Genomic DNA, 23,925 nt, shown 5'->3' on the forward strand with positions numbered 1-23,925 from the left:
TATGCGCGCGCCCACGCCGCAGCGCGCCGCCCTGCCCGCTGGCGTGCTATGCGCCGCGCGCCACCGGTCGTGCCGGATCGCTGCACCACTCGCTCCAAGAGCCCGGATACAGGCGCGAGCCCGACAGGCCGGCGATTTCCATGGCGAGCAGGTTGTGGCACGCAGTAATGCCAGAGCCACACTGATGCACGACTGCGCGCGGATCGCGATCTCCCAGCAGCTTCGCAAATTCGGCCCGCAACTGCTCGGGCTGCTTGAAGCGGCCATCTGCCTGCAGGTTTTCGCCATTGGGCCGATTGAGCGCGCCGGGGATATGCCCGGCAACCGGATCCATGGGCTCGACTTCGCCCCGGTAGCGGTTGGCCGCCCGCGCATCAAGCACCGTGAAGGCCGGTTGCGCCAGATTGGCGAGCACCGCCTGGGCATCTACGGTTTCGACCAATGGCGCAGGCAGGGGCGCCGCCGCCGCCGGCGTACCGGGGGCCGCAGGTTCGGTGCTGATGGGCAGGCCGGCAGCGACCCATGCCTGCCAGCCGCCGTCCAGCACCGCCACGCGCTCATGGCCAAGCCAGCGCAGCATCCACCACAGGTGCGCAGCGAACATGCCCGCGCTGGCGTCATACGCCACCACGAGTGTATCGGGCTGCACGCCGTGCGCGCGCATCAGCGCGGCCAGATCATCACGGGACGGCAGCGGATGGCGGCCGTTGGTGCCGGTGCGGGGCGCGGACAGTTCGGTTTCGTGGTCGAGGTAGCGGGCGCCCGGAATGTGGCCCTGCTCGAAGGCAAGGCGGCCCGCGGCATGGTCGGCCAGATCGTGGCGCACATCGAATACGCGCAGGCCGCCCGACTGCAGGCGTTCGGCCAGGGCGGCGGCGGATATCAGCGTGTGGGTCATGCAAGCTCCTACGGAAATGCTCAAGTTTCGGGCGGCATGCGCATGGTGCGCCATACCGACAGCAGGCCGGCCGCGATGATCAGGCCCATGCCGGCCCAGGCCAGGGCATCGGGATGGTCCCCCCAGAAGCCCATGCCCAGGAGCGCGGCGAATATGATCGTGGAGTACTGCAACGCCGCCGTCAACAGGGCCGAGCCGACGCCGAAGGCGCGCGTCATGGCCAGCTGGCCGAACAGCCCCGCCATGCCGACGCCGATCAGCGCGGCATAGCCCAGCAGGTCGGCGTGGCCCCAGCCTTCGATGAGCAAGCCCACGGTGCTGCTCAGGCATACGCCCAGCGAAAAGAACAGCACTGTGCGCCATTCGGGCTCGCCTATGCGGCCCAGTTGGCGGATCTGCATCATGGCCACCGCCGACATGGCGCCGGCAGTCAGGCCCAGGGCCGCAGCCAGCCATTCGTCGGGGTTGATGCTGGGGCGCAGCACGGCGATTACCCCCAGAAAGCCCAGGGCGACGGCCGCAATGCGCACCGGGTCGCGTTGCGCCCCGCCCCACCCCAGCATCCAGCAGGCGATAAACAGCGGCGCGGTGTAGTTCAGGCTGGTGGCCGTGGCCAGGGGCAGGTGCGATATGGCGAAAAACCCCAGCCACATGGACGTGACGCCCGACAGGTTGCGCCACAGGTGCAACCGCCAGCTGGTCGGCACAATGGACTGGCGCGCCGCGCGGGCCCATATCAGCAGCAGCACAACCGACGGGAAGCCGCGAAACAGTACGATCTGGGGAAGCGAAGCGCCGTGCTCTGTGGCAAGCTTCACAAACGACCCCATCATGGCGAACATGGCGGACGCCACCAACATCCAAAGAGCCTGCATCGAGGGGCCAGGTAACGAAAGAAGAACTGAAATAGGGGAAAGCGATACTATACTCCCGCTCCGGAACGCCTGCGGGCGCGAGGGAACCGCTGTGCCCCGCGCCGGTCAAAAAAGGCGCCATTGCTCGCAAAGGACCCCGAAAAGCATGAAACGCGTTTTCCTGTTCGTCATTACCAACCTGGCCGTACTGGTCGTGCTGTCGGCCACCCTGCGCATCCTGGGTGTCGACCGCTACATCACCGCGCAGGGCATCGATATCCAGGCGCTGCTGATCCTGTCGGCCGTCATCGGCTTTACCGGCGCGATCATTTCGTTGCTGCTCAGCAAGCCCATGGCAAAATGGTCCACCGGCGCGCGCGTCATCGACCCGGCCGCGCCGCAAGGCCATCGCGAGGCCTGGCTGGTCGATACCGTGCACCAGCTGGCCGACCGCGCCGGCATCGGCCGCCCCGAAGTGGCCATCTACGACGGCCCTCCCAATGCGTTTGCCACGGGCGCATTCAAGAACGACTCGCTGGTCGCCGTATCCACCGGGCTGCTCGACAGCATGACCGAAGAAGAAGTGGCCGCGGTGCTGGGCCACGAGGTCGCGCACATCGCCAATGGCGACATGGTCACGCTGACGCTGATCCAGGGCGTGGTCAACACGTTCGTGGTGTTCCTGGCGCGGCTGGTCGGCTACTTTATCGACCGCACGGTGTTCCGCAACGAGCGCGGCGTGGGCGCGGGGTACTTCATCACCGTGGTGGTCTGTGAAATCATCTTCGGCATGCTGGCCTCCATCATCGTGGCGTGGTTCTCGCGGCAGCGCGAATACCGTGCCGACGCCGGCTCGGCCCAGCTGATGGGCTCGCGCGAACCCATGATTCGGGCGTTGGCGCGCCTGGGCGGCCTGGAAGCGGGAGAACTGCCCAAATCGTTCGAGGCCTCGGGTATCGCCGGCAAGGGCGGGCTGGCCGCGATCTTTGCCTCGCACCCGCCCATTCCCTCGCGCATCGCCGCCTTGCAGCAAATGCGCGTGGCGTAAGCACACCGGCACGGCCGATACCAATAAGTACGGGCATGCAGCGCGCTGCATGCCCGTATTCATTTCCCGGGCGGGCTGGCCGCCCCGGCCACTTCAATCCACCGTCAGGATCGTGGCGCCGGTCGTCTTGCGCGCAGCCAGCGCAGTCTGGGCTTCGCCTGCCTGCGCCAGGCTGTAGCGCTGGTCGATACGCACCTTGATCTTTTTCTTCTGCACCAGGCCGAACATCTCGGCCGCGGCCGCGTTCAGTTTTTCGGGCGTGTTCACATGCAGCCCCAGCGACGGGCGCGTGACATAAAGGCAGCCCTTCTGGTTCAGGGTGGCCAGATTGACGCCAGTCACGGACCCGGAAGCGTTGCCGAAGCTCACCATCAAGCCGCGCGGCTCGATGCAGTCCAGGGAAACTTCCCAGGTGTCCTTGCCCACCCCGTCGTACACCACGGGCACCTTCTTGCCCCCTGTCAGTTCAAGCACGCGCTCGACCACGTTTTCACGCGAGTAGTCGATGGTTTGCCACGCTCCGTGGGCGCGGGCAATTTCGGCCTTTTCGGGGCTGGAGACGGTACCGATCAACTTCACGCCCAGGGCCTTGGCCCATTGGCAGGCGATCAGGCCCACGCCGCCCGCGGCTGCGTGGAACAGAATCGTTTCGCCCCCCTGCAGCCGGTAGGTCTGGCGGAACAGGTACTGCACGGTCAGCCCCTTGAGCATCAGCGCGGCGGCGTCTTCGAAGCTGACCCCCTTGGGCAGCTTGACAACCTGTGCGGCAGGCACGTTGCGCGCCTGGGCATACGCGCCTATCGGGCTCTGGCCGTAAGCGACCCGGTCGCCCTTCTTCAGGCTGGTTACGTCGGCCCCCACGGCTTCTACCACCCCCGCCGCCTCGAAACCCAACCCATGCGGCAGGGCATGCGGATACAAACCGGTGCGATAGTAAATATCGATGAAATTGAGGCCGACGGCATGCTGCCGGATGGTGACTTCATTTGACGCTGGTGGAGGAACCTCGACGTCGACAAGCTTCAGGACTTCAGGACCGCCATGTTGTTCGATGCGGATAGCTTTGACGAGATTGCTGGCCATGCGGCCTCCTTATGTGTTGAACCTCAAGACAACCATGCTTGACGCAGGTGCGGCCCGTGCCCGGCTCAGCCTTTGCCGGCGCCGCGCCCCATCAGCACAAAAACTCCAAACAGAACCAGGGCGGTGCCGGCGAGCTGCCACACGGTAATGGGCTCGTCGAGCAGCCACGCCGCCAGGAACAGCACCGACACCGGCCCCACCATGCCCAGCAGCGACGCCGTGGGCGCGCCGACCAGGGCCACCGCCCACATCAGCATGAACACAGGCAGCACGGTGTTGAGCGTGGCATGAATCAGGGAATAGCCATACACCCCCGCCGGCTGAACCAGCGTGGCGGGCGGATGAACCAGGAAGAACTGCAGGATGCAGGCCAGGCACGACACCAGCATGGCGTACGCCACCAGGCGTGTCGCCCCTACCCGCTTGACCAGCTCACCCGTGCAGATCAGGTACACAGCATAGCTGAGCGCCGATCCGAAAATAAAGAAAGCCCCAAGCGCCACGTGGGAACCGGCGCCGTGCCTCAGGTCCTGGGCGAATACCAGCACCACGCCCAGATACGACGCCAGCATGGCCACCCATTGCCGCGACGATACCGGGCGCTTCAGCCACCAGGCCGAAAGCAGCACCACCAGCGTAGGCGACAGAAACAGGATAAGCCGCTCGAGGCTCGCGGTTACATAGCGCAGCCCGAGGAAATCCAGAAAGCTGGACAGGTAATACCCGAGCAGGCCCAGCAGGCAAAGCTGGGCACGTTCACGCCGCGTCAGCACCGGCAGTTCGCCCCTTGCCGCCCGACGCGATTCGCGCCAGGCCACGGCAGCAAAAAAGGGCATCGCGAAGAGCATGCGGAACGCGATCAGGGTGACGGCATCGATGTTGTACCGGTACGTGAGCTTGACCACAATCGCCTTGGCCGCGAACAGCACGGCGCCCAGCGTGGCCAGGATGAAACCCAATATACGGGGCGAGACGACGGTCGTGGGCCAATACCTGGCGGGGCGATTCATGCGATGATTTTATATTTTCCGCCGCCCGTCCGGGGCGCGGCACGCCGCCTTCCTGCTTCCATGACACGCCAACGCGCCCTTGTTTACATCCATTTTGCCGCCGTGCTCTTCGGGCTTACCGGCGTGTTCGGCGAATTGATCCAGGCCAGCGCCGCGGTAATCACCCTGGGCCGCGCCGCCTTCGCGGTGGCGGCCCTGGCCGGCTTTGCGCGCATGCAGCGCCGCCCGTTGTTCGGCGCCCTGACGCCAGCGCAGCTGTTCATGCTGATCGTCGCCGGCGGCCTGCTGGCCGCGCACTGGGTCACGTTCTTCATTTCGGTAAAAACCGGCGGCATCGCCATCGCCACGCTGGGCTTCGCCAGCTTCCCGGCTTTCATCACCTTGTTCGAGGCGCTGCTGTTTCGCGAGCGCGTGCGCATGGCAGAATGGCTGCTGCTGGCGCTGGTCACCTCCGGCCTGGTACTGGTGACGCCTTCGTTCGACTTCGCCGATCAAGGCACCGTCGGGCTGGCATGGGGACTTCTGTCGGGCCTGTCGTTCGCGCTGCTAGCGCTGACCAACCGGCGCTCCACGGTGGGGCTCGACCCCATGCAAGTGGCCTGCGGGCAAAATATCGTAGTGGTGCTGGCAATGCTGCCCTTCGCGGCCAGTCAGTTGCCCATGCTGCCCGCGCTCGACTGGCTATGGCTTGCCCTGCTGGGCATCTTCTGCACGGGGCTGTCCCATTTCTTTTTCGTGTCCAGCCTTACCCGCCTGAATGCGCGAAGCGCCGGCTTGGTAATAGCGCTGGAGCCCGTCTATGCCATCGCCTTCGCGTGGATGCTGTTTGCGCAGCAGCCCACACTGCGCATGGCGGCCGGGGCTGCCCTTATCGTGGCGGCCATCGTGTGGTCGGGGCTGCGCAAGGCGCCGCACTGATCTGTTTGCGGCGCCCCGCGCCTCGCCGGCCGCACCTCGCCGGCCGCACCTGGCCGGCCGCACCTGGCCGGCCGCACCTAGCCGGCCGCACCTAGCCGGCTGCCACCACCTCGGCGATGGCCTTGCCTACGTCGGCCGTAGACGCGGTGCCCTTCATGTCGCGGGTGCGCGGGCCCTCGGCCAACACGGTTTCGATGGCCGCCACGACGGCCTGCGAGGCCTGCGGGTAGCCCAGGAAATCGAGCATCAGCGCACCGCTCCAGATCTGGCCGATAGGATTGGCAATCCCCTTGCCATAGATGTCGGGCGCCGAACCGTGCACCGGCTCGAACAGCGACGGGAACTTGCGCTCGGGGTTCAGGTTGGCCGAAGGCGCGATGCCGATGGTGCCGGTGCAGGCCGGGCCAAGGTCGGAAAGAATATCGCCAAACAGGTTCGACGCCACCACCACGTCGAACCAGTCGGGATGCTGCACAAAGTGGGCGCACAGAATGTCGATGTGGTATTTGTCCCAGCGCACATCCGGATACTGGCCGGCCACGTCCGCCACGCGCTCGTCCCACCACGGCATCGAAATCGAAATACCGTTTGACTTGGTGGCGGCGGTCAGGTGCTTGCCGCGTTTTTGCGCCAGTTCAAACGCGAACTTCAGCACCCGGTCGGCGCCCACCCGGGTGAACACGCTTTCCTGGATGACGACCTCGCGCTCGGTGCCCGCAAACAGCTTTCCGCCGCTGTTGGAATATTCGCCCTCGGTATTCTCGCGCACGATGAAAAAGTCGATGTCGCCGGGCTTGCGGTCGGCCAGCGGGGATGGCACACCGGGCATCAGGCGCACGGGGCGCAGGTTGATGTACTGGTCGAAATCGCGCCGGAAGCGAAACAGCGACCCCCACAGCGCCTCGTGGTCGGGCACCGTGTCCGGCCAGCCGATGGCACCGAAGAAGATGGCTTCATGGCCGCCGATCTGCGCGGCCCAGTCGTCGGGCATCATCTTGCCGTGCTTGGCGTAGTAATCGCAGCTCCAGTCGAAGTGGTCCCACTGAAAATTGATGCCGAAGCGCCGCGCCGCGGCGTCCAGCACGCGCAAGCCTTCGGGCACCACTTCCTTGCCGATGCCATCGCCGGGAATGACTGCGATCTTGTGTTGGTTTCCTGCCACCGATGTTCTCCAGTAAAGGTCAGCCCTGCCCGGCCCTGCCGGCAAGGACGTAGGGAATATGTATCACGCCTTCATCACGCGCCGCTCCATGCCTCGGCGTTCAGTTTATCGCTGTACACCGGCCGCCGCTGCGAGCGCTGCACGTGTTCAAGCGCCGGTGTGATCACCTGTACCAGCCGGTCGAACGACGGCCGGATTTCCTCGTCAGGCACGCACGCATACCCCAGCAGCACGCCCGGCCGGGCGTCGCGTTCGCTGGCATAGTAACGGGACAGCGGTCGCGCGTGCAGGCCCAGCGTACGCGCCGCAATGGAAATCCCCAGGTCGTCGGTGCCATCGGGCAAATGCATCACCAGGTGCAGGCCGGCTTCATGCGTCGATATCGGCCAGTCGGCTCCGAAGCGCGCCGTGATGGCTTCACGCAGCAGCGCCTGCCGCGCCGCGTAACGCTGCTTCATGCGGCGGATATGGCTCGCATAGTGGCCGCCTTCGATAAAATCGGCCAACACCGCCTGGTCCATCAGCCGCCCTTCCCGGTACAGCTCCGACAATCCCGTCGCCATGTGACTGGCCAGGGGCTTGGGCAAAAGCATGTACCCCAGCCGGAACCCGGGAAACAGGGTTTTCGAGAACGTACCCAGGTACAGGACCCGATCGTGCTGGTCCAGCCCCTGCAATGAGGCAATCGGCCGGCCGTCGAAGCGGAATTCGCTGTCGTAGTCGTCTTCTATGATCCACGCGCCGCGCGTATGGGCATATTCGAGCAGCATGCGGCGGCGGGCCAGGCTCATCACCATGCCCAACGGATACTGGTGCGATGGCGTCACGAAAATAAACCGCGGTGGATCGCGCATCTGCTCGGCGCTGGGCGCCATGCCTTCGTCGTCGACATCAACCGGCACGGGCGTGATGCCGCATGCCATCAACGTCGAGCGCGCGCCCCAGTAGCCCGGGTTTTCCATCCAGGCGGTGTTTCCGTAGTCGCCCAGCAGACGGGCCAGCAGGCTCAGCGACTGATGAATGCCACTGGTCAGGACGATCTGGTCGGCTTCGCACTTTACCGACCGCGACAGCCGCAGGTGCTCGGCCAGCGCACGGCGCAGTGGCAGGTATCCCGCCCCGTGTGCATAGGTCAGGAGTTCGGGCGTCGACTGGCGCCAGCGCCGCCCTTGCAGCCGGGCCCACACCGCGCGCGGGAACAGCGCCACGTCGGGCACGCCTGGCACGAACGCCCCCCATTGCCGGTCCGAGGCAGAGGCTTCGTGCACCAGCTGCGAGCCGCGCCGCGACAGCGCAAAATGCGGGGCCGGCGCGGCCCCGGCCGGCCGCTCGGCTTCGGGTGGCTGCGGCACCACGGGCACAGTATCCGAAACAAAGGTGCCACTTCCGAATACCGACACAAGGTACCCCTCGGCGGTCAGCTGGTCGTACGCATGCAGCACCGTATTACGGGATAACCCTGTGTCGACAGCCAGCGCCCGCGTGGCCGGCAGCTTCGTGCCCGCGGGCACATCGCCATTCAGGATCAATCCACGCAGAATGTCGTAGATTTGCCTGGACAAGGGCACCGTTGCGCGACGCTCCAATCGCTGTAGCAAGCACTCGGACAGAATCAGTTCTTTCAAAGTGGCACCAGAAACTAAAAACGATTTGGACCTATTGAGAGTACCAAATATTCGATACGCTGCTTCAGCGCAAGCAGAAAATGTCCAAAAAATGCCAAGGGGAAAACCATGCAACCGGACTTACCGTCACTTGCCACTGTTGTGCCCAGGCCGGCCCCGTGCCGCGCCACGCTGTACCTGTTCCACCCGTAGCACCTGAGTCGCGGGAAGGCATGGTTGCCAGAGCACAGGAGCCCTGCGCTGCCCTCCCGTATTTCTTACTATGCCCGGAGGTCCACAGTGAAACTAACAACACGCCTCAAATTGTCCTTGGGCGCGCTCGCCCTGATCGCCGCCGTACCCACGGCCCTGGTACAAGCACAGGCACAGACGCGCGGCGGCACGTTGCGCATGATCGTGCAGCCCGAACCACCCATCCTGGTGCCGGCGCTGAACCAGCAGGCGCCCACGCAGTTTGTGGCAGGCAAAATGTATGAAAGCCTGCTGACGTACTCGTTCGACCTCAAGCCGCAACCTGGCCTGGCCAAGTCGTGGGAAGTCGCGCCCGATGGGCTGTCCTATACCTTCAAGCTCGAAGAAGGCGTCAAGTGGCACGACGGCAAGCCCTTTACCGCGGACGACGTCGTCTTTTCGCTGAGCGAGCTGCTGCCCAAGACGCACGCCCGGGCCCGCGTGATTCTGGGCCGATACCTGGACAAGGTAGAAAAGATCGACGACCACACGGTCAAGATCAGCCTGAAGACGCCCTTTCCCGCCTTCATGCTGATGTTCGAACCAGGGTTCGCTCCGATGATGCCCAAGCACATCTACGAGGGTACCGACTACATGAAGAATCCGGCCAACCAGAAACCGGTAGGCACTGGCCCGTTCATGTTCGACGACTGGAAGCGCGGCGAATACATCAAGCTGGTGCGCAACCCCAACTACTGGAAGGAAGGCCAGCCGTACCTCGATGAGCTGGTGTTCAACATTATTCCCGATTCGGCCTCGCGCGCGGTCGCCTTCGAACGCGGCACCGTCGACGCGCTGCGTGGCGGCGACGTCGACAACGTGGACGTCAAGCGCCTGCGTTCCCTGCCCAATGTCGAATACACCACGCAGGGCTGGGAAATGTTCTCACCGCAGGCCTACCTGATGTTCAACATGCGCACGCCGCCGCTGGACAACGTCAAGGTGCGGCAGGCCGTCATGGCGGCGCTCAACCGCAAGCTGATCGTCAACAACATCTTCTTCGGATTGGGGCAAGTGGCCACCAGCCCGTTTGTCACCACCGAGATGTTCTACGACAAGAACATGCCGCCCATCGACTTCGACATGAAGAAGGCGCGCGCGCTGATCAAGGAATCCGGCATCGACCCCGGCGCGTACAACCTGCGCTTCCTGGGCTTTCCGTACGGACCCACCTGGGACCGGCTGGGCGAGTACATCAAGCAGTCAATGGAACAGCTGGGCTTCAAGATCACGATGGAAGCCACCGATGCAGGCGGCTGGGCCAGCCGTACCGGCAACTGGGACTTCGACTTGACGCTGAACTACACCTACCAGTACGGCGACCCGGCACTGGGCGTGCAGCGCCTGTACGCCGCGGCCAACATGGTCAAGGGCTCGCCCTTTGCCAACGTGCAGGGCTACAACAACCCCGAGGCCGACAAGCTCTGGACCGCCGCCGCCTCGGAAGTCGATCCCGCCAAACGGCAAGAGCTGTATTCCAAGATCCAGACCATCCTGGTCAACGACGTTGCCAATGGATTCCTGGTTGATATGGAATTCCCCACGCTGTACCGCAGCAACGTCAAGAACCTGGTCCAGACCGCCATCGGGCTGAACGAAACGTTCGCCGACGTCTATATCCAGAAGTAAAAGCAGGCGCGCCTGGCGCGCCCGGTCCGCCGCGGGTTTCCGCCCCGGCGGACCGCCGCAACCCGCGGTCCGCCGGCCCGCGGTGTTCCGACGGAGATGCTTTGCATGAAATTCCTGTCCTTTTTCATATCGCGCCTGGGCAAGGCCCTCACGGTCGTGCTGGGCGTGGTCATCCTGAACTTCTTCATGATACGGCTGGCCCCGGGCGATCCGGCGGCCGTGCTGGCCGGCCAGGCGGGCGCGGGCGATCCGGCCTACCTCGCCGCCCTGCGCGCCGAATTCGGCCTGGACAAGCCGCTGCTGACGCAACTGGGCCTGTACTTGAAGGGAGTGCTGCAGCTCGACCTCGGCTACTCCTATCGCAATCACGTGCCGGTGCTGGATCTGATACTCGAGCGCCTGCCGGCCACCTTCCTGCTGATGTTCTGCGCTTTCGTGTTTTCGATTGTGTTCGGCGTGCTGCTGGGGGTCATCGCTGCCAAAGCGCGCTACAACAACAAGCGCCGCTGGATAGACAGCAGCGTCATGACGGGTGCGCTGCTGCTTTACGCAACGCCGCTGTTCTGGCTGTCACTGATGGGTATCCTGCTGTTCTCGGTATTGCTGGGCTGGCTGCCGGCGTTCGGCATGGAAACCGTGGGTGCGGGCTACACCGGTTGGGCGCGAGTGCAGGACATCTCCCTGCACCTTATCCTGCCCACCGTCACGCTGGGTTGCTTCTTCATGGCCGTCTACGTGCGGCTGACGCGGGCCTCGATGCTGGAAGTTATCGGCATGGACTTCGTCAAGACCGCCCGCGCAAAAGGGGTGAGCCCCAATCGCGTCATTCGCACCCATGTGCTGCGCAATGCCCTGCTTCCGGTGGTGACGTTCGCCGGCATCCAGCTGGGCCAGATGGCAGGGGGCGCCGTGCTCACCGAAACTGTGTTTGCCTGGCCCGGCATCGGCCGGCTGATGTTCGACGCACTGCTGCAACGCGACTATCAGTTGCTGCTGGGCATTTTCCTGGTGACATCCGTCATGGTGGTGGCCTTCAACCTGCTTACCGACATGCTCTACCGCCTGATCGATCCGCGTATCTCGGCCGATTCACAGGGGGCCGCAGCATGAAGCCATTCCTGAAGCGCTATATGCGCAACTATGGCGCGGTGGGCGGCCTGGCTGTCATGCTGCTGGTCGTGGCGATTGCGCTGGCCGCGCCGCTGCTCTATCCCGAATCGCCCTGGATGATGGTGGCCGAGCCGCTCATCAAGCCGTTCACCGACCCGGCCTATCCGTTCGGCACCGACATGCTGGGGCGCGACATCACGGCGGGCCTGGTATGGGGAGCCCGGGTTTCTTTGCTGGTGGGGCTGCTGTCCACAGGCGTGGCGCTGGCGTTCGGCATTGTCATCGGCGCGATCGCCGGCTACTGCGGCGGCCGCATCGACGACGCGCTGATGCGGTTCACCGAATTCTTCCAGACCATTCCGCAGCTGGCCATGGCCGTGGTGCTGGTCGCGGTGCTGAGCCCGTCTGTGTATTCGATCATGGGGGCCATCGCACTCGTGTCGTGGCCTCCGGCGGCGCGCCTGGTGCGCTCCGAGTTCATGACGCTCAAGCAGCGCGAGTTTGTGCAGGCTGCCATCGTCATAGGCCAGACGCCTTCGCGCATCGTCTGCACCCAGATCCTGCCCAACGCCATGTCGCCCATCATCGTGTCGGCGTCGTTCATGGTGGCCACGGCGATTCTTACCGAATCGGCGTTGTCGTTCCTGGGGCTGGGCGACCGCAACCTGATGAGCTGGGGCTTCATGATCGGCGCGGCCCGCACGATGATACGCGAAGCCTGGTGGATGAGCGTGTGGCCGGGGGTGGCCATTCTGCTCACCGTGCTGGCCATCAACCTGATCGGCGAAGGCTTGAACGACGCCCTCAATCCCCAGCTGCGCAAGCGCGGCGAATAGGAGGCCGCATGAGCGACAAGACACCGCTGCTGTCAGTGCGCAACCTGACCATTCCCCTGCCCTCCGGTGGGGATCGCCGCTACGCCGTACATAACGTTTCCTACGACGTGCACGAAGGCGAGATCCTGTGCATCGTGGGCGAATCGGGCTCGGGCAAGTCGATGAGCGCGAACGCCATCATGGGCCTGCTGCCCGATTACCTGACCCCGCAAAGCGGACAGATCCTGCTGCGCGGATCCGACCTGCTTGCCCAGGACGAAGCCACGCTGCAGGCCATGCGCGGCAAAGACATGGCCATGATCTTCCAGGAGCCGCTGTCGGCGCTGAATCCGCTGATGACGGTCGGCGAACAGATCGCAGAAGTCATGCGCGTGCATCAGGCCTATCCTGGCGACGCGCGTCGACAGCGCGTGCTCGAGCTGCTGGAATTCGTCGGCCTGCCCGACCCCGCCACGCTCTACCACGTTTATCCGTTCCGGCTGTCCGGCGGCCAGCGCCAACGCGTCATGATTGCCATGGCCCTGGCGCTGGAACCCGCGCTGCTCATTGCCGACGAGCCCACCACCGCGCTGGATGTCACCACGCAGGCGCAGATCCTGGACCTGATTGCGCGCATCCAGAAAGAAAAGGGCATGGGCGTGATGTTCGTCACCCATGACTTCGGCGTCGTTGCCGAAATTGCGCATCGCGTCGCAGTCATGGAAAGCGGCGAACTGGTCGAACAAGGGCCGGCCGACCAGATTCTCAACTCGCCCAGGCACCCTTACACCCAGCGCCTGATCAGCGCAGTGCCACGCCGCCGCGCCCATGCGCAAGAATCGCGCGACACCGATAAGCCGGTGCTCGAAGTGCGCAACCTCTACAAGACCTACGTCACCGGCCGGGGCTGGCTGGGGCGCAAGCGCACCGTGCGCGCAGTCGACGGCGTCAGCTTCGCTGTCCGGCGCGGCCAGACACTGGGCATCGTGGGCGAGTCCGGATCGGGCAAGTCCACGATAGGAAAATGCCTGCTCAAGCTGGTCGGCATCGATGGCGGCGAGATGATCTTCAACGGGCGCGACATCGCGGGGCTGACCGAAAGCCAGTTCCGTCCGTTGCGCAAAGAGATCCAGATGATCTTTCAGGATCCGTTCGCATCGCTCAATCCGCGGCACACGGTCGGCCGCATCATCAGCGACGGCCCTGTCGCCAGCGGGCAGCCGCGCGCGCAGGCCGAAGCCCGCGCGCGCGAACTGCTCGAGCTCGTGGGCCTGGACGCTTCCGCATTCGACCGCTATCCCAACCAGTTCTCCGGCGGGCAGCGTCAACGCATAGGCATCGCCCGCGCGCTGGCGCTCGAGCCGAAAATCCTGGTTGCCGACGAATCCGTGTCGGCGCTGGATGTCTCGGTGCAGGCCCAGGTGTTGCAGTTGCTGCACGGGCTGCAGCAGCGCCTGCAGATCGCCCTGATCTTCATCACTCATGATCTGCGCGTGGCGGCGCAGGTCTGCGACGAAGTGCTGGTCATGCACCAGGGCAAGGTCGTCGAGTACGGCAGCCCGAGCCAGATCTTCGACCAGCCCCGCCATGCCTATACCCAGAAACTGATAGCCGCCATTCCGGGCCAGCACTGGAACCCGCCGGGCGGTCCGCAACTGGAACCCGCGCTATGACCAATGCCGACCTGACGCGCCGAAAAGATGCCGCCACGCCCCGGGGCGTGGGCGTCATGTGCAACTTCTATGCAGACCGCGCCGACAATGCCGAGCTCTGGGACATCGAAGGCCGGCGCTATATCGACTTTGCCAGCGGCATCGCGGTGCTCAATACGGGCCACCGCCACCCGGACGTCGTGCAGGCCATCGAGGCCCAGGTCAGGCGCTTCACGCATACCGCCTACCAGATCGTGCCGTATGGCAGCTACATCGAACTGGCCGAGCAGCTCAACCGGTTGGTCCCGGGCGACTTTCCCAAGAAAACCGCGCTTTTCACCACCGGCGCGGAGGCGGTCGAAAATGCCGTCAAGATCGCCCGCTGCGCAACCGGCCGCCCTGCACTGATCGCGTTCAGTGCAGCCTTCCACGGACGCACCCTGATGGGCATGGCGCTCACCGGCAAGGTCATCCCCTACAAGGCCGGCTTCGGCCCCTTTCCGGCCGATGTCTATCACGCCCCGTATCCCAATCCGATGCATGGCGTTTCCGTCGCCGACGCGCTTGCCGGGCTGCAGGCGCTGTTCGACAGCGATGTCGACCCGCGGCGGGTTGCAGCCATCGTCATCGAGCCCGTGCAGGGCGAAGGCGGGTTCAACATCTGCCCGCCAGAGTTCATGCGCGCGTTGCGGGCGCTGTGCAACCAGCATGGCATTCTGCTCATTGCAGACGAAGTGCAGACCGGCTTCGGGCGTACCGGCAAAATGTTCGCCATGGAGCACTACGGCGTGGCCGCCGATCTTACCGCCATCGCCAAGGGGCTTGCCGGCGGCATGCCCCTGTCAGCCGTATGCGGGCGCGCCGAGGTCATGGACGCACCACCGCCGGGCGGACTGGGCGGGACATACGCCGGCAACCCGCTGTCGGTCGCGGCGGCGCTCGAAGTGGTGCGGGTGATGCAGACAGACCAGCTGCCCGCCCGCGGCGCCGCCCATGGCGAACGGCTGCGCCGCCATCTCGAAGCGCTGCGCCCCCGCGTGCCGGAACTGGCGGACGTACGGGCGCTGGGCGCCATGGTGGCCGCCGAGTTCCGCCATCCCGCCGACGGCACTCCCCTGCCCGACTACACCCGGCAACTACAGGCGCGGGCGCTCGAAAAGAACCTGCTCTTGCTCAGCTGCGGCGTGCACGGCAATGTCATCCGCTTCCTGTTTCCGCTGACCATCCCCGATAAAACCATGAGCGAAGCGATGGACATCCTTGCGCAAGTCATGCCCGCCTGATGCGGCCATCAACAGGAGACAACCATGAAGCGCCCTGAAGCGGCACCCACGGTGCAGATCGACAACGAACATGTACGGGTTACCGAGTGGCGGTTCCCGCCCGGCGGCGAAACCGGCTGGCATCGCCATGGCCTGGCCTATGTCATCGTTCCCCAGAGCACCGGTGCGCTGCTGCTCGAAACACCCGATGGCGAGGTCACCAGCGAACTGCGCACCGGCATTTCGTACTTCCGGCCCGCCGGCGTGGAACATAACGTCATCAACCCGAACGAGACCGAATTTGTCTTCGTGGAAATCGAACTCAAGCAAGCCTAGGAGTCGTTATGAAGGCTTTTTTCTGCGAAGAACAGCTGCTGCACGAACCGCGCCAGTTCATGCGGCTGGGGCGGCTGTGCGCGCCGACTGACACTCCGGCCCGCGCCCGGGCCTTGCAAGCGGCGCTGGCGGCCCGCGGCGTGTCCCTGGAACAGCCGCCGGACTACGGGCGCGCACCGTTGCATGGCGTGCATAGCCCCGACTACCTGGACTTTCTCGAGCACGCTTACACGCGCTGGCTCGCCCTGAAAGCGCAAGGCATGGACCCGGGCGTCGAGGTGCTGCCAAACCTCGCGCCTTACCACAGCGGCCACCCCGAGCAGGCCGAGCGCGGGCCCTGCCCGTCCAGCTCCATCGTGGCGCAGGCGGGATACTACCTGGGCGACCTGTCCTGCCCGGTCGGCCCACACACCTGGCGTTCCGCGCTGCGATCGACACACAGCGCCGTGGCGGCTGCCGATCAGGTGGCCCGGCACCAGGGCATTGCCTACGCGCTGTGCCGGCCGTCAGGACACCACGCCCATCGCGACCGGGCTAGCGGCTTCTGCTACCTGAACAGCGGCGCCGTCGCCGCGCAACGCTTGCTGCAGACCTATGGCAAGATCGCCATCCTGGATGTAGACGCGCACCACGGCGACGGCACGCAGCAAATCTTCTACCAACGTCCCGAAGTCATGACCCTGTCGCTGCACGCCGACCCGGCCGGGTACTATCCCTTCTATACGGGACACGTCCACGAACGCGGCTATGGCAGCGGCCACGGCTACAACCTGAACTTCCCCCTTCCCCACGGCACAGACACAGAGGCGTTCCTGGCCGCCCTCGACAATGCCCTGGTGGCTTTGCGTGACTATCGCCCCCGCGCCCTGGTGCTATCGTTGGGTTTCGACACCTACATCGACGACCCCATCAGCGTGCTGGCTCTGGATATCGACGCATACCGCCACATCGGCGAACGGATCAACGGGCTAGGCCTGCCCACCGTAATCGTGCAGGAAGGGGGCTACCTGGTCGAAGCCATCGGTCCGGCGCTGGACGCATTCCTCCAGGGCATGGCGCAAACCGTACCCGACTGACTCCGTATCCGCCCCTACCCGGCCCATTCCAACCATGTCGGCTCCTACACCCCGTTCGGGGATCGCGTTATACCTCGCGGCACTGGTCACCTTCGCCAGCTTCGACGCCGCCATGAAGCATCTGCTGAACTTCTATCCGGCGCCCTTTCTCAACGTAATGCGTTATCTCTCGGTGACCACCATCGGGGTGGGCCTGCTTATACGCCATGGCTGGCCGCGCTGGGAGAGTACCGCCGACAAAGGCCTGTTGCTGGCTCGCGGACTGGCATTGGGCAGCGTGGGCACCTGCTTCATGACAGCCCTGATCTGGATGCCCCTGTCCGAGGCCACAGCCATTTATTTCACCTCGCCGCTCATAGTGGTGGCGCTGTCGCCATGGCTGCTGGGCGAACGCGTGGGCCTGCGGCAGTGGGCGGCCGTGGCTTTGGGCTGCACGGGCATGCTGCTGATCGTGCGTCCGGGAGGCGATCTTCCGTGGCTGGGTTCGTCGTTGATGGCCATTGCGGCGGTCAGCTACGCCATTTTCCAGGTATTGACTCGCCGACTGTCGGGGCGCGTGCCGAGCCACATTCAGTATGCATCCACGGCGGTGATCTGCCTGATTGTCACGGCCCTGCCGGCACCGTTCTTCTTGCCCCAGCCCTGGCCGGACGCTGCCGACTGGGCCTTCATCATATTCATGGGCGTCGTCAATGGCGTGGGCCAGATCTTGCTGATTGCGGCGTTCAACCGGGTGCCCGCCTCGACCCTGGCGCCGTTCAACTATTGCCACCTGCTGATGGCGGTGGCGTTCAGCACTTTCTTGTTCAACCGCCCGCCGGACCTGCTGGCAATGGCAGGCATGACACTGATCGTGGTGGCCGGCATGTCGTTGCTGACACGCTCGCCCGGCAGCGGGCCGGCCCCGACGCGATAGTGCCGCAACGCGGCACTCGCGACAGACCAAGCCGCGCTGCAGGCGTCATACGATGCGCGAGTATTGTGCCTGCGTGCTGCGCTCGCGCAGGTACCGGTCGAATGTCATGGCTACCGCACGCACGAAATACCACCCCATGTCGGTAACCCGCAATGCGCCCGGCTCATTGCGCACCAGCCCCATGTCTACTAGGCGCTGCAAGGCCTGGAGCTCGGCGGCAAAGTAGGTGTCGAACGCGATGTCGTGAACCTGCTCGATGGCGCCGAACTCGACGCCGCCCTGGCACATGATCGCCATGATCACGTCGCGGCGCAGCAGGTCGTCGTGGCTCATTTCCAGGCCGCGCTCCACGGCGAAAGTACCCTGCTCGATGCGCGCATAGTAGTCATCCAGTGATTTTGCGTTCTGGCTGTAGGTGCCACCCACCTTGCCGATGGCCGACACGCCCAGCGCAACCAGGTCGCAGTCCGGCTGCGTGCTGTAGCCCTGGAAATTGCGGTGCAGCAGGCCGGCGCGCTTGGCCCGGGCCAGCGTGTCGTCGTGCAGGGCGAAGTGGTCCATGCCGATGTAGTCATAGCCCGCGTCCAGAAAGCGCGAGATGGCGCTGCCCAGGAGTTCGATCCGGGTTTCACCGGTAGGCAGTTCGGCCGGCACGATGCGGCGCTGGGGCTTGAAGCGTTCGGGCAGGTGCGCGTACCCGTAAAGCGCGATGCGATCCGGCCGCAGCGCACAGACCTGTTCCAGCGTATGCGCGAACGATTCGGCGGTCTGCAGCGGCAGGCCGTAGATCAGGTCCATGTTGATCGATGCGTAGCCCAGGCGCCGGGCGCTGTGCACCAGATCGCGCACGCATTCATAAGGCTGAATGCGATGCACGGCCCGCTGCACGGCCGGGTCGAAATCCTGTACGCCCAGGCTCAGGCGGTTAAAGCCCAGGCTGGCCAGGTGCTCCAGCCGCTCGGGCGTGGCCGTACGCGGATCGACCTCGATGGAAAGCTCGGCGTCGGGCAGCAGGCGGAAATGATCGCGTATGCCGCCCATCAGGCCGCTGAGTTCTTCGTCGGACAGGAACGTTGGCGTGCCGCCCCCGAAATGCAATTGCGACACCGGCCGGCCCCGTCCGAATATTTGCGAATGCAGGGCCATCTCGGACTGCAGCGCATCCAGATAACGGGCCGCCCGCTCGTGATGCCGGGTGATGACCTTGTTACAGGCGCAGTAGTAGCACAACGACTCGCAGAAAGGGATATGCACGTACAGCGAAAGCGGCGCGTCGGCGCGCGCGCTCAGCTCCGCCAGCGCCTGGCTGTACTCCGGAGGCCCGAACCCGCCATGGTAGCGGTCGGCAGTGGGATAGGAGGTGTAACGCGGGCCGTTTTTATCGAGACGGGCCAGAACGTCGCGCGAGAACGTGGGAGACGAAGGCATGCTGCGATTATGCAAACTGAGGCCGCGCAGCAACTTGATTCAACGCAAATAAACCGCAAACGAGCGATTCGCTTGCGCCACATCAAGCCCGGGGCTATTGGCCACGACTTTGACTTTCGGACCACAGGATGTGGTAGTAGGCTACCCGCAACCCTACTACATGAAGTGCTCGCAATGACGCCACAACATATCCTCAAACGCGATGGCCGCGTGGTTCCCTTCGACGGCGCAAACATCGTCCGCGCCATCGCCGCCGCCGGTCGCGCCACCGGCGAAGTCCAGCCTTCCGAGGCCGACATCCTGGGCACGCGCGTGGCGGCACGGCTGTCCAGCCACCCCTGCCCGGGCATAGAAACCATCCAGAACATCGTCGAAGAAGTACTGGTCGAGGCGGGGCACTGGAAAACGGCCCGCGCCTACATCGTGTACCGCGAACGTCACGCGCGGCTGCGCACATTGCGGCACACGCTGGTCGACGTCGAAAGCTCCATGGAAGAATATCTCGACCAGCGCGACTGGCGTGTCAACGCCAACGCCAACCAGGGATACAGCCTCGGCGGGCTGATCCTGAACGTGGCGGGCAAGGTCACCGCCAACTACTGGCTGTCGCATGTGTACGACCCGGCCGCCGGACAGGCCCACCGCGACGGCGACATCCATATCCACGACCTCGACATGCTCAGCGGCTACTGCGCCGGCTGGTCATTGCGGCAATTGCTTACCGAGGGCTTCAACGGCGTGCCGGGCAAGGTCGAGGCCACGCCGCCCCGCCATATGTCGGCAGCCATCGGGCAGATCGTCAACTTCCTGGGAACCCTGCAGAACGAATGGGCGGGCGCCCAGGCATTCAGCTCCTTCGACACCTACATGGCGCCTTTCGTACGCCGCGACAATATGTCGTATGCCGAAGTCAAGCAGGCCATGCAGGAACTCATCTACAACCTCAATGTGCCCAGCCGCTGGGGAACGCAGACGCCGTTCACCAACCTGACGTTCGACCTCACCTGCCCTGTCGACCTGCGCGAGCAGATTCCCTATATCGGCGGCGCCGAGATGCCTTTCAGCTACGGCGAGCTGCAGGCCGAAATGGACATGATCAACCGCGCCTACATCGAAGTCATGATGGCCGGCGACGCCAAGGGCCGGGTGTTCACTTTCCCGATTCCTACCTACAACATCACGGCCGACTTCGATTGGGACCACCCCAATACCGAACTGCTGTTCGACATGACAGCCAAGTACGGCCTGCCGTACTTCCAGAACTTCCTCAACTCCGACCTCGAGCCCCACATGGTGCGCTCCATGTGCTGCCGGCTCCAGCTCGACCTGCGCGAACTCCTGAAGCGCGGCAATGGGCTGTTCGGGTCGGCGGAGCAAACCGGCTCCGTGGGCGTCGTTACCATTAACTGCGCACGCCTGGGCTACCTGCATGCCGGCGACGAACCAGCGCTTCTGCGGCGCCTGGACACACTGCTCGACCTCAGCCGCGATGTCCTGGAAGTCAAGCGCAAGGTGGTTCAACGCTATATCGACCAAGGGCTGTATCCGTACACCCGGCGCTACCTGGGCACGCTGCGCAACCATTTCAGTACGCTGGGGGTCAATGGCATCAATGAAATGGTGCGCAATTTCAGCAGCGACACCGATGACATCACCACCCCACGCGGCCACGCGCTGGCGGTTCGCCTGCTCGACCATATCCGGGCCCGCATCACCGAATTCCAGGAATCCACCGGGCACCTCTACAACCTTGAAGCCACGCCTGCCGAAGGCACCACGTACCGCTTCGCACGCGAGGACCGCAAGCGCTGGCCGGACATCCTGCAGGCCGGCACCGACGCGCAGCCTTACTACACGAACTCCAGCCAACTTCCCGTGGGGCACACCGACGATCCCTTCCTGGCGCTGGCCATGCAGGAAGCGCTGCAAAGCAAGTACACCGGCGGCACTGTGCTGCACCTTTACATGAACGAAGCCGTGTCGTCCGCAAACGCCTGCCGCGCCCTGGTACGGCGCGCCCTCGAGAACTTCCGCCTGCCCTACATCACCGTGACGCCCACGTTCTCCATCTGCCCCAATCATGGCTACCTGTCGGGCCGGCACGAGTTCTGCCCGAAATGCGACGCCGAACTGCTATCGCGGACCCAGACATGCAGTCATGACTAGACGCTTCGGCGCCTGGTATTGCCCGCCCGGTCAGCCGGGCCTGTTTTCTCCCACAGGAGCTTCCATGCAAACCTTGAATTCCCCCACCGTCGGCAACGGCCCCGCACCGATCAGCGACGACCAGCGCGTACGCTGCGAAATCTGGACGCGCGTCATGGGTTATCACCGGCCGGTTACCTCATTCAATATCGGCAAGCAAGGCGAGTTCAATGAGCGACAGTTCTTCTGCGAACAACGTGCCGCCTGATCCAGCCTGCCAACCGGTCTCGTGGATCGCGGCGCCGCCCGCGGCTGCCACGGTACCCCGGGGCGAGCCGTGCATCGGCGGCCTCGTCCCGTTCTCAAGTGTCGACTGGCCCGGGGCACTTGCCTGCGTGGTGTTCATCGCCGGCTGCCCCTGGCGCTGCGGGTACTGCCATAACCCGCACCTGCAGACACGCGCCGGCCATTACAACTGGCATGCCGTGCTCGAGTTCCTGCAAGCCCGCCGCGGGCTTCTCGATGCCGTCGTATTCTCGGGAGGAGAACCGCTCAGTGAGCCGCAGCTTGCACAAATGATACGCAGCGTCCGGGCGCTCGGCTTCCGGGTGGCGTTGCACACGGCTGGCATCTACCCTTCACGTCTGCAGGCTTTGCTTCCGCGCCTTGACTGGATAGGGTTCGACGTCAAGAGCAATGCCCAGGGCTATGACGCACTTACAGGTCGGCCGGGTACATCGGCCACAACCGAGGCCTGCCTGGACGCATTGCTGGCCAGCGGTGTCGCGTTCGAATGCCGAACCACCTGGAGCCCGCGCTGGCTGCCCGAACCCGAACTGCTTGCCCTTGCCGACCACCTCGCGCACCGCGGCGTATCTCATTACGCAGTGCAAAACTATCGCCGTTCCCCCGACGCGGCGCCCGACGCCGTGCTCAGCGATAACGCCCAGTCCGAGCTGGCCGCGCTGTTCCCGCATTTTGCCTATCGCTAGGCAGATTGATTCCGCGCAATACGTAACGGCATCTGATCGCCTACCGTTTTGCCATTGCCCAAACTAGGGATTCTGTATCCATGTGGTTTAAAACACTGTCTCTCGCCGGACGCGAGTTGTTGCCCATTGTCCAAGGCGGCATGGGCGTAGGAATATCGGCGCACCGCCTGGCCGGCGCCGTCGCAAGCGAAAACGCCGTAGGCACCATCGCCAGCGTCGACCTTCGCCATCACCATCCAGACCTGCTTGAGCAAACCATCAAGTGCCGCGACCGCGCCGCCATCGACCAAGCCAACTGCGTGGCGCTCGACCGCGAAATCCGCGCTGCCCGCGAGCGCTCCGGCGGGCGGGGGCTCATCGCCGTCAACGTCATGAAAGCGGTACGTGACCATGCCGCCCTGGTAAAACAGGCTTGCGAAAGCGGCGCGGACGCCATTGTCATGGGCGCGGGCCTGCCTATCGACCTGCCCGACATGACAGCCGACCACCAGAAAATCGCGCTCATCCCCATTCTGTCCGAAGCGCGCGGCGTGGGCATCGTGCTGAAAAAATGGCTTAAAAAGGGCCGCCTGGCCCCCGCCGTGGTCATCGAGCATCCTGGCCATGCGGGCGGACATCTGGGCGCAACCAAGCTTTCCGACCTGCACGACGAGCGATTCAGCTTCGGCCGCGTACTGGCGGAATGCCGCGCGCTGTTCGACGAGCTGGGGCTGAATCGCGACGCTCCCAAGCTCATCGTGGCCGGCGGGGTGGGCTCGCACGACAAGGTCAAATACTGGCTGAACAACGGCGCCGACGCCGTCCAGGTGGGCACGGCCTTTGCCGTTACCACCGAAGGCGACGCCCACCCCAACTTCAAGCAGGTGCTCATCGATGCCGACCCTGCCAGGCTCAAAGAATTCATCAGCGTGGCCGGCCTGCCGGCCCGTGCGGTCGCGACCCCCTGGCTGACACGCTACCTGCGCCAGGAACAACGCCTGCAGCAAAATGCCCGTCCCGACCCGCGGCGGTGCACGCAACGCATGGACTGCCTGACCCAATGCGGCCTGCGTGATGGTCTGGCCCGCTTCGGGCAGTTCTGCATCGACCTGAAGCTGGCCGCCGCCATGCGCGGAGAAGTCGACAAAGGGCTGTTCTTCCGCGGCGCCTCGAAGCTGCCATTCGGAGAAGCCATACGGTCGGTGCGCGAGCTAATCAACTACCTGCTGCACGGCGACATGCCGGATGCGATGCCACACGCCGCCCCGCAACGTGACGCCGCCGTACTCACCTGATCATTGCCTTGAAGGCGGGGGGCTCGCGCCAGCCCCGCCGATCTTATCCCGGCGCAGCGCTATTTCTATTTGCTCGGGCCGCCAGCCCCGGCCAATTGCTGGGCTGCCTCGCTAGCCAGATTCCAGGCGGCTGCCCGCTCGGCGTCGGTGCAGTTGCTGTGATATCGCTTGGTCGCGCCATGCTCGCTCAGTACCAGATGGCATGAAGCCTGCACGCCGGCACTGGCCAGACAAGCCCGCACGCAAGCCAGTACGCATCCGTCCAGGGCCAAGATGGGCCGGCCGCTGCGAGCGCGCTTTACGAGCATGGGAACCCCACCGCCCACGCCGCTGATGCAAGACATTTCAGCCAGGCCTGCGTGGTCCAACCGAACCGCCAGATCGTTGGCCAACTGTGCCACGCTAGAGCACCCGGAGCACGAGTACACCAGCGGCAGATCGGATCGCCCGGACTTCATCGT

At 64.6% G+C, this 23,925-nt stretch carries 22 protein-coding genes; 14 read left to right on the forward strand and 8 right to left on the reverse strand.

Annotation, left to right across the window (positions count from 1 at the left end; genetic code table 11):
* Positions 1 to 46 precede the first annotated feature (46 nt).
* Positions 47 to 898 carry a sulfurtransferase gene (locus CAL18_RS09045; RefSeq protein ID WP_026641225.1) on the reverse strand — a complete coding sequence of 284 codons (852 nt, stop codon included), beginning with the start codon at positions 896 to 898 and terminating at the stop codon, positions 47 to 49.
* A 20-nt stretch (positions 899 to 918) separates the two neighbouring features.
* Positions 919 to 1,773, reverse strand: a complete 855-nt coding sequence (locus tag CAL18_RS09050; protein ID WP_026641226.1) for a DMT family transporter — start codon at positions 1,771 to 1,773, stop codon at positions 919 to 921.
* 145 nt (positions 1,774 to 1,918) lie between these two features.
* Between CAL18_RS09050 and htpX the strand changes: the two genes are divergently transcribed.
* Positions 1,919 to 2,800 (forward strand): protease HtpX, encoded by an 882-nt coding sequence (gene htpX / locus CAL18_RS09055; RefSeq protein ID WP_026641227.1) that lies wholly within the window; start codon positions 1,919 to 1,921, stop codon positions 2,798 to 2,800.
* A 93-nt stretch (positions 2,801 to 2,893) separates the two neighbouring features.
* Here the strand turns inward: htpX and CAL18_RS09060 are convergent, their stop codons facing one another.
* Positions 2,894 to 3,883 (reverse strand): quinone oxidoreductase family protein, encoded by a 990-nt coding sequence (locus tag CAL18_RS09060; RefSeq protein WP_026641228.1) that lies wholly within the window; start codon positions 3,881 to 3,883, stop codon positions 2,894 to 2,896.
* Between the two features lie 65 nt (positions 3,884 to 3,948).
* The gene (locus tag CAL18_RS09065) at positions 3,949 to 4,893 is read right to left on the reverse strand and encodes a DMT family transporter (protein WP_094796727.1); all 945 of its coding nucleotides are present in this window, start codon (positions 4,891 to 4,893) and stop codon (positions 3,949 to 3,951) included.
* Positions 4,894 to 4,953: 60 nt separating this feature from the next.
* On the opposite strand from CAL18_RS09065, the gene CAL18_RS09070 reads away from it, so the two are divergent.
* On the forward strand, positions 4,954 to 5,811 hold the full coding sequence (locus CAL18_RS09070; protein WP_026641230.1) for a DMT family transporter: 858 nt from the start codon (positions 4,954 to 4,956) through the stop codon (positions 5,809 to 5,811).
* Positions 5,812 to 5,902: 91 nt separating this feature from the next.
* Here CAL18_RS09070 and CAL18_RS09075 read toward each other — a convergent pair whose 3' ends face one another.
* Together CAL18_RS09075 and CAL18_RS09080 are read right to left on the reverse strand one after the other, a co-directional pair.
* Positions 5,903 to 6,973: a tartrate dehydrogenase gene (locus CAL18_RS09075; protein ID WP_026641231.1), complete on the reverse strand. Its 1,071-nt coding sequence runs from the start codon at positions 6,971 to 6,973 to the stop codon at positions 5,903 to 5,905.
* Positions 6,974 to 7,047: 74 nt separating this feature from the next.
* A complete protein-coding gene (locus CAL18_RS09080; protein ID WP_026641232.1) occupies positions 7,048 to 8,598 on the reverse strand; it encodes a PLP-dependent aminotransferase family protein in 1,551 nt (516 codons plus the stop codon).
* A gap of 279 nt (positions 8,599 to 8,877) precedes the next feature.
* On the opposite strand from CAL18_RS09080, the gene CAL18_RS09085 reads away from it, so the two are divergent.
* The 8 genes from CAL18_RS09085 (at position 8,878) to CAL18_RS09120 (ending at position 17,625) form a co-directional block, all read left to right on the forward strand.
* Positions 8,878 to 10,458: an ABC transporter substrate-binding protein gene (locus tag CAL18_RS09085; RefSeq protein ID WP_026641233.1), complete on the forward strand. Its 1,581-nt coding sequence runs from the start codon at positions 8,878 to 8,880 to the stop codon at positions 10,456 to 10,458.
* A gap of 105 nt (positions 10,459 to 10,563) precedes the next feature.
* Positions 10,564 to 11,568: an ABC transporter permease gene (locus CAL18_RS09090; RefSeq protein WP_038852663.1), complete on the forward strand. Its 1,005-nt coding sequence runs from the start codon at positions 10,564 to 10,566 to the stop codon at positions 11,566 to 11,568.
* A complete protein-coding gene (locus CAL18_RS09095; protein ID WP_026641235.1) occupies positions 11,565 to 12,404 on the forward strand; it encodes an ABC transporter permease in 840 nt (279 codons plus the stop codon). Before CAL18_RS09090 ends, CAL18_RS09095 begins: the two co-directional genes overlap by 4 nt.
* Before the next feature lie 8 nt (positions 12,405 to 12,412).
* Entirely contained in the window at positions 12,413 to 14,056 is a 1,644-nt protein-coding gene (locus tag CAL18_RS09100; protein WP_026641236.1) for an ABC transporter ATP-binding protein, read from the forward strand.
* The gene (gabT, locus tag CAL18_RS09105; RefSeq protein WP_026641237.1) at positions 14,053 to 15,318 is read left to right on the forward strand and encodes a 4-aminobutyrate--2-oxoglutarate transaminase; all 1,266 of its coding nucleotides are present in this window, start codon (positions 14,053 to 14,055) and stop codon (positions 15,316 to 15,318) included. The genes CAL18_RS09100 and gabT overlap by 4 nt, the downstream gene beginning before the upstream one ends.
* Before the next feature lie 24 nt (positions 15,319 to 15,342).
* Entirely contained in the window at positions 15,343 to 15,633 is a 291-nt protein-coding gene (locus CAL18_RS09110; RefSeq protein WP_026641238.1) for a cupin domain-containing protein, read from the forward strand.
* A gap of 8 nt (positions 15,634 to 15,641) precedes the next feature.
* Entirely contained in the window at positions 15,642 to 16,709 is a 1,068-nt protein-coding gene (locus tag CAL18_RS09115; protein WP_026641239.1) for a histone deacetylase family protein, read from the forward strand.
* A 34-nt stretch (positions 16,710 to 16,743) separates the two neighbouring features.
* Positions 16,744 to 17,625: a DMT family transporter gene (locus CAL18_RS09120; protein WP_051423902.1), complete on the forward strand. Its 882-nt coding sequence runs from the start codon at positions 16,744 to 16,746 to the stop codon at positions 17,623 to 17,625.
* Positions 17,626 to 17,670: 45 nt separating this feature from the next.
* Here CAL18_RS09120 and hemN read toward each other — a convergent pair whose 3' ends face one another.
* Positions 17,671 to 19,053: an oxygen-independent coproporphyrinogen III oxidase gene (hemN, locus tag CAL18_RS09125; RefSeq protein WP_026641241.1), complete on the reverse strand. Its 1,383-nt coding sequence runs from the start codon at positions 19,051 to 19,053 to the stop codon at positions 17,671 to 17,673.
* A 174-nt stretch (positions 19,054 to 19,227) separates the two neighbouring features.
* Here hemN and CAL18_RS09130 point away from each other — a divergent pair, with 174 nt between their 5' ends.
* The 4 genes from CAL18_RS09130 to CAL18_RS09145 all read left to right on the forward strand — a co-directional run bounded on the left by CAL18_RS09130 (position 19,228) and on the right by CAL18_RS09145 (position 23,464).
* Positions 19,228 to 21,219 carry a ribonucleoside triphosphate reductase gene (locus tag CAL18_RS09130; protein ID WP_094817704.1) on the forward strand — a complete coding sequence of 664 codons (1,992 nt, stop codon included), beginning with the start codon at positions 19,228 to 19,230 and terminating at the stop codon, positions 21,217 to 21,219.
* A gap of 64 nt (positions 21,220 to 21,283) precedes the next feature.
* On the forward strand, positions 21,284 to 21,466 hold the full coding sequence (gene nrdD, locus CAL18_RS09135) for an anaerobic ribonucleoside-triphosphate reductase (RefSeq protein ID WP_026641243.1): 183 nt from the start codon (positions 21,284 to 21,286) through the stop codon (positions 21,464 to 21,466).
* Complete coding sequence (locus CAL18_RS09140) at positions 21,429 to 22,190, forward strand: anaerobic ribonucleoside-triphosphate reductase activating protein (protein WP_094817705.1); 762 nt, start codon at positions 21,429 to 21,431, stop codon at positions 22,188 to 22,190. Before nrdD ends, CAL18_RS09140 begins: the two co-directional genes overlap by 38 nt.
* An 80-nt stretch (positions 22,191 to 22,270) precedes the next feature.
* Positions 22,271 to 23,464, forward strand: a complete 1,194-nt coding sequence (locus CAL18_RS09145; RefSeq protein ID WP_094796735.1) for an NAD(P)H-dependent flavin oxidoreductase — start codon at positions 22,271 to 22,273, stop codon at positions 23,462 to 23,464.
* A 65-nt stretch (positions 23,465 to 23,529) separates the two neighbouring features.
* Here the strand turns inward: CAL18_RS09145 and CAL18_RS09150 are convergent, their stop codons facing one another.
* Complete coding sequence (locus CAL18_RS09150) at positions 23,530 to 23,922, reverse strand: putative zinc-binding protein (RefSeq protein WP_081745775.1); 393 nt, start codon at positions 23,920 to 23,922, stop codon at positions 23,530 to 23,532.
* Positions 23,923 to 23,925 lie beyond the last annotated feature (3 nt).

This window comes from Bordetella genomosp. 7 (genome assembly GCF_002261415.1).
GTDB lineage: Bacteria > Pseudomonadota > Gammaproteobacteria > Burkholderiales > Burkholderiaceae_B > Bordetella_A.

Excerpts from the sequence above, each read along its gene's own strand:
- CAL18_RS09045 (WP_026641225.1), bottom strand. The coding sequence starts at position 898 with ATGACCCACACGCTGATATCCGCCGCCGCCCTGGCCGAACGCCTGCAG.
- CAL18_RS09050 (WP_026641226.1), bottom strand. The coding sequence starts at position 1,773 with ATGCAGGCTCTTTGGATGTTGGTGGCGTCCGCCATGTTCGCCATGATG.
- htpX (WP_026641227.1), top strand. The coding sequence starts at position 1,919 with ATGAAACGCGTTTTCCTGTTCGTCATTACCAACCTGGCCGTACTGGTC.
- CAL18_RS09060 (WP_026641228.1), bottom strand. The coding sequence starts at position 3,883 with ATGGCCAGCAATCTCGTCAAAGCTATCCGCATCGAACAACATGGCGGT.
- CAL18_RS09065 (WP_094796727.1), bottom strand. The coding sequence starts at position 4,893 with ATGAATCGCCCCGCCAGGTATTGGCCCACGACCGTCGTCTCGCCCCGT.
- CAL18_RS09070 (WP_026641230.1), top strand. The coding sequence starts at position 4,954 with ATGACACGCCAACGCGCCCTTGTTTACATCCATTTTGCCGCCGTGCTC.
- CAL18_RS09090 (WP_038852663.1), top strand. The coding sequence starts at position 10,564 with ATGAAATTCCTGTCCTTTTTCATATCGCGCCTGGGCAAGGCCCTCACG.
- CAL18_RS09095 (WP_026641235.1), top strand. The coding sequence starts at position 11,565 with ATGAAGCCATTCCTGAAGCGCTATATGCGCAACTATGGCGCGGTGGGC.
- CAL18_RS09100 (WP_026641236.1), top strand. The coding sequence starts at position 12,413 with ATGAGCGACAAGACACCGCTGCTGTCAGTGCGCAACCTGACCATTCCC.
- gabT (WP_026641237.1), top strand. The coding sequence starts at position 14,053 with ATGACCAATGCCGACCTGACGCGCCGAAAAGATGCCGCCACGCCCCGG.
- CAL18_RS09110 (WP_026641238.1), top strand. The coding sequence starts at position 15,343 with ATGAAGCGCCCTGAAGCGGCACCCACGGTGCAGATCGACAACGAACAT.
- CAL18_RS09115 (WP_026641239.1), top strand. The coding sequence starts at position 15,642 with ATGAAGGCTTTTTTCTGCGAAGAACAGCTGCTGCACGAACCGCGCCAG.
- CAL18_RS09120 (WP_051423902.1), top strand. The coding sequence starts at position 16,744 with ATGTCGGCTCCTACACCCCGTTCGGGGATCGCGTTATACCTCGCGGCA.
- hemN (WP_026641241.1), bottom strand. The coding sequence starts at position 19,053 with ATGCCTTCGTCTCCCACGTTCTCGCGCGACGTTCTGGCCCGTCTCGAT.
- CAL18_RS09130 (WP_094817704.1), top strand. The coding sequence starts at position 19,228 with ATGACGCCACAACATATCCTCAAACGCGATGGCCGCGTGGTTCCCTTC.
- nrdD (WP_026641243.1), top strand. The coding sequence starts at position 21,284 with ATGCAAACCTTGAATTCCCCCACCGTCGGCAACGGCCCCGCACCGATC.
- CAL18_RS09140 (WP_094817705.1), top strand. The coding sequence starts at position 21,429 with ATGAGCGACAGTTCTTCTGCGAACAACGTGCCGCCTGATCCAGCCTGC.
- CAL18_RS09145 (WP_094796735.1), top strand. The coding sequence starts at position 22,271 with ATGTGGTTTAAAACACTGTCTCTCGCCGGACGCGAGTTGTTGCCCATT.
- CAL18_RS09150 (WP_081745775.1), bottom strand. The coding sequence starts at position 23,922 with ATGAAGTCCGGGCGATCCGATCTGCCGCTGGTGTACTCGTGCTCCGGG.